At 70.2% G+C, this 4,463-nt stretch carries 4 protein-coding genes; all 4 read right to left on the reverse strand.

Features of this window, described 5'->3' with window-relative positions:
- Nucleotides 1-3 precede the first annotated feature (3 nt).
- Nucleotides 4-552 (reverse strand): hypoxanthine phosphoribosyltransferase, encoded by a 549-nt coding sequence (gene hpt, locus UK23_RS41100; protein WP_045317223.1) that lies wholly within the window; start codon nt 550-552, stop codon nt 4-6.
- A gap of 17 nt (nt 553-569) precedes the next feature.
- Complete coding sequence (tilS, locus tag UK23_RS41105) at nt 570-1,481, reverse strand: tRNA lysidine(34) synthetase TilS (RefSeq protein WP_045317224.1); 912 nt, start codon at nt 1,479-1,481, stop codon at nt 570-572.
- A gap of 10 nt (nt 1,482-1,491) precedes the next feature.
- A complete protein-coding gene (locus UK23_RS41110) occupies nt 1,492-2,535 on the reverse strand; it encodes a zinc-dependent metalloprotease (protein WP_045317225.1) in 1,044 nt (347 codons plus the stop codon).
- Between the two features lie 28 nt (nt 2,536-2,563).
- Nucleotides 2,564-4,463: D-alanyl-D-alanine carboxypeptidase/D-alanyl-D-alanine-endopeptidase (gene dacB / locus UK23_RS41115; protein ID WP_082115396.1), on the reverse strand; the 1,900-nt coding region annotated here is incomplete at its 5' end.

Consider the following 4,463-nt stretch of genomic DNA (forward strand, 5'->3'; position numbering starts at 1 on the left):
TTTTCAGCTGGAGTAGACCTTCGGGTCCAGCGTGCCGATGTACGGCAGGTCGCGGTAGCGCTCGGCGTAGTCGAGGCCGTACCCGACGACGAACTCGTTCGGGATGTCGAAGCCGACGTACTTCACCGGCACCTCGACCTTCACCGCGTCGGGCTTGCGCAGCAGCGTGCACACCTCGAGCGACCGGGGCTTGCGCGACTGCAGGTTCTTCAGGAGCCAGGACAAGGTCAACCCGGAGTCGATGATGTCCTCGACGATCACGACATTGCGGTCTGCGATGTCGCGGTCCAGGTCCTTCAGGATCCGCACCACGCCCGAGGAGGACGTGGAGGATCCATAGGACGAAACGGCCATGAACTCCAGCTGCACCGGAACGGGCAGCGCACGTGCGAGGTCGGCCATGAACATCACGGCGCCCTTGAGGACGGTGATGAGCACGAGGTCGGAGTCACCTTCTGGGTGATCATCCGCGACCTGCTTGGCGAGTTCGGTGACCTTGTCGCTGATCTCCTGCTCGGTGATGAGCACGGATGCGATGTCGCCGTCGTACACGGACAGGTCCCCTCTGCTTAAGACTCTGATTCAACAGCGAGCCTGCCATGCGCGCGCCGCACGACAAAGCCACCCGGTAGCCAGACACCGCCCTGACCGCGCCATTCACTCACCAGTGCGTCAACACGTCGTAGGTGCGAATCGGACAGTTCCGGCACGCCGGAGTCGATGAGCCACGATCTGAGCACTCTGCGTCGAAGTGCCACGGGCAACTCGGAGATGTCGTCCACCGCACAGCAGTCACCGCCGAACGCGGAAGCCAGGGAGTCGAGTGCGTCACAGTCCTCGCGGAGCTGGGCCGCCGTGCGCGCCAGCGACGACGCGACACCGCCCTGCAGCACGTCCTCCAGCAACGGCAGCACCTCGGAACGCAGCCGCACGCGCGTGAACGACGGGTCGAGGTTGTGCGGGTCGTCCCACACCTCGATGCCCTGCTCCGCGCAGAAAGCCCTCGTAGCGGCCCGGGAGACGCCGAGCAGCGGCCGTCCCCACGGCGGGTCGTGGGCACGCATCCCGGCGATCGACCGCGGGCCGGACCCGCGTCCCAGCCCCAGGAGCACAGTCTCGGCCTGGTCGTCGAGCGTGTGGCCGAGCAGCACGACACCGGAAGCAGGTCTCAAAGCGGCATAGCGTGCCTTGCGGGCTGCCGCCTCGGGACCGCCCGGCCCCGCCACCTCAACGGCCTCCACGCGCGCCACGAGACCGAACTCGGCACACTGACCAGCCGCACGCAACGCCACCTCGGCCGAACCCGGCTGCAGCTGGTGATCGACGACAACAGCCGAAGCGCCGGGTACGAACTGGCCGACGCAGTACGCCAACGCCAACGAGTCAGCGCCGCCGGAGACCGCGACCGTCACCGCTTCCGGACGCACCTCGTCGAGGAACCGGCGAACCGCCCCGCGAACCTCGGCGACCGGACCGTTCACAGTGCCACGCTCATGGGGCCACGCGACGCAGCCAGCTCATCGGCTCGGTGATCTCGGCGCGGGTCGGCAGCGTCTCGGCCGAAGTCCAGATCGCGTTGAAGCCGTCCATGCCGACGCGTTCGACGACGTACTCGGTGAACGCCGCGCCCTCCTCGTACTGGCGCACCTTCGCGTCCACGCCGAGCGCGGTGCGCAGGATCCGGTCCAGCAGGCCGCCACCCTTGCGGCGAGCGCTGAAGCGGGTGCGGATCGTCGACACGGACGGCACGACCGAGGGACCGACCGCGTCCATCACGTGGTCCGCGTGGCCTTCGAGCAATGTGGACAGTGCGATCAGCCGGTCCAGCACGGCCTTCTGCTGCGGCGACTGGATGAGCTCGATCAGGCCGATCGGGCCGTCGCCGGCGCGCAGCTTGTGCCGGAAGTCGCGGATGACCTCCGGCAGCGGCGCGCGGTCGTCGTCCATTGTGGAGAGAAGCGCGGTGACCTGGTCGGAGAAGTACCTGCGCAGCCACGGCACTCCGGTGAACTGCAGGCGGTGCGTGCACTCGTGCAGGCACACCCACATGCGGAAGTCGTCCGCCGGGACGTCCAGGGCCTGTTGCGCGCCAACGATGTTCGGCGCGACGAGCAGCAGGCGTCCGGCGAGCTGGTCCTGTGGGCTGAACGGGTCGTACTGGCCGAGCACGCGCGAGCTCAGAAACGCCATCACGACGCCCGCCTGCACGCCGGCGGTGCCCGCGAGGATGCCCGCCATCGCACCAGCCTGACGCGGCATCGCCGGCCCGGTCAACGCCGCCAGGCCCTGCGCGGCCGCCCGGACCCACGCGGGGCGGTCGACGACCTCGCCCGGCAGCAGCGGCAGGCCCTGGCCGAGCCCGGTCAGCTCGCGGACGTGCACCTCGGCCTGGGGCGCGAGCTCACGAAGCCTGCCGACGACGTGGTCGGCCTCGTCCTTCCCGATCACCGGACCTGGTCTCACGAGCCGCACGGCGGTCGAAACCGCCAGCTCCCAGTCCACCGGGCCGAGCTCTGCCTCCGTCGCGCCGTTCACGCTTCCGACGCTACCTGCGCCCGCCCCGCTACGAACAGCCACAACCCCGCAACGCAGCGGCCAGCACGTCGAGCCCCGGCCGGACCTGGGTCTCCGGGTCGCCGTTGCTCGCCGACATGAACGCGAACACCAGCACCCGCCCGTCCACGTCGACGACCACGCCCGCGAGCGCGTTGACGCCGGTGAGCGTGCCCGTCTTGGCCCGCACCCAGCCCTTGCCCGGCGAGGCGCTGCCGTTGTACCTCCCCGCCAGCGTGCCGCTGCCGCCGGCGACCGGCAGTGCCGTCAGCAACGGCCGCAGCTTGGCCGTGCGCGGGTCGTCCAGCGAGGGCTTCGCCGCGGTGGACAGCACGTCGGTGAGCAGCTTGGCCGGGATCTTGTTGGTAGCTGAGAGACCGCTGCCGTCGACGAAGTTCGCGCCGGTGAGGTCGAACCCGTTCTTGGTGAGGACGTCCCGCACGGCCTTGACCCCGCCCGCGAACGAAGGCTCGTTGCCGGACTTGATCGCGATCTCGCGGGCGACGGCCTCGGTGAGGACGTTGTCGGAGATCTGCATCATGTTGTCGACGAGCTGCTCGATCGGCGCCGACTTGATCTCGCCGAGCACCTGCGCGCCCTGCGGAGCCGTGCCGGCCGTGGCGCCGGGAGCCCCGATGCGCTGCGCGAACGCGTCCGCGGCCGACTGGGCAGGGCTGCCGGTGCGGGCCGCGACGTCCTTCTTCGGGTCGAGCCGGCCGCCGTCGAGCATGAACGGCGCGACCGAGCCGCCCGCGATGTCCGCGGTCTCCCACTGCGGGCCGAGCGCCTCGCCCGTGTAGCGACTCAGGTCGAACTGGACCTTGGTGACCGCGCCCTTCTGCTTGACCTGGTTGACCAGGTCGTCGAGCGTCGCGGCGCCGGGGTAGACGGAGCTGCCGGGCGTGCCGGAGATCGTCGGGTCGCCACCGCCGACGATCACCACGGTGCCGGGCTCCGCACCCTGGACGACCTTCGTGGACAGCTGCTCCGTCTTGTCCAGGCTGAGCAACGCCGCCGCGGCCGTGAGGATCTTGAGGCTCGACGCCGGGGTCGCGGCCGTGGTGTCGCCCTGCTGCCACAACGCGGTGCCGCTGGCGGGGTCGACGACGCTGCCGGTCAGGGTGCCGAGCGCCGCGTTGCCGGCCGGGCCGGTGAGCGCGGCCTTCACGCCTGCCGGTGACGGGGTCGGTGCGCCCGCCGTGGCCGCCTTGACCAGCGGCTGCACCTGCGCGGGCGGGGCAGGGGGCTTGGTCTCGACCGCCGCGGGGCCGCCGAACTCGTTGACCGCGTAGATGGTGGCGCCGGCCAGGGCGGCGACGACCAGCAGGCTGAGCACGACCGCGAGGGTCTTGCGGCTCTTCTTGGGCTCGTCCGAGGTCAGCCGGTCTTCCGGCTCCTCCTCGTAGCCGGAGACGGGGAGGGTCTCGCGGAGAGGCTTTTCCTGGCGCTTGGTCTGCTCGGGGACGGGGGCTGGACGTTGGGGCTGGTCGAAGCGCGGTGGTTCTTGGCGCTGGGGTTCTTGGCGCTGGGGTTCTTGGCGGAGCGGCTCTTGGCGCGGCTGTTCGGGACGCGAGGGCTCCTGGCGCGGTGGTTCATGGCGCAGAGGTTCCTGGCGGGCAGGTTCCTGACGTGACGGCTCCTGACGCAGAGACTCGGCACGCTGAGGTTCCTGGCGCGGCGGGTCGAGGCGCGAGGGCTCCTGACGCGGAGGTTCCGGGCGCTGGAGCTGGTCGACGCGCAACATCTCGGTGCGCTGTGACTCAGCGCGCTGCGGTTCTGAACGCTGCGGTTCTGAACGCTGGAGCTGATCGACGCGCAACATCTCGGTGCGCTGCGGTTCCGTGCGCTGCGAATCGCTCCGCTGCGAGTCGGTGCGCTGCGAATCCGCGCGCTGCGAATGCGAATGCGAA

This window comes from Lentzea aerocolonigenes (assembly GCF_000955955.1).
Lineage (GTDB): Bacteria > Actinomycetota > Actinomycetes > Mycobacteriales > Pseudonocardiaceae > Lentzea > Lentzea aerocolonigenes_A.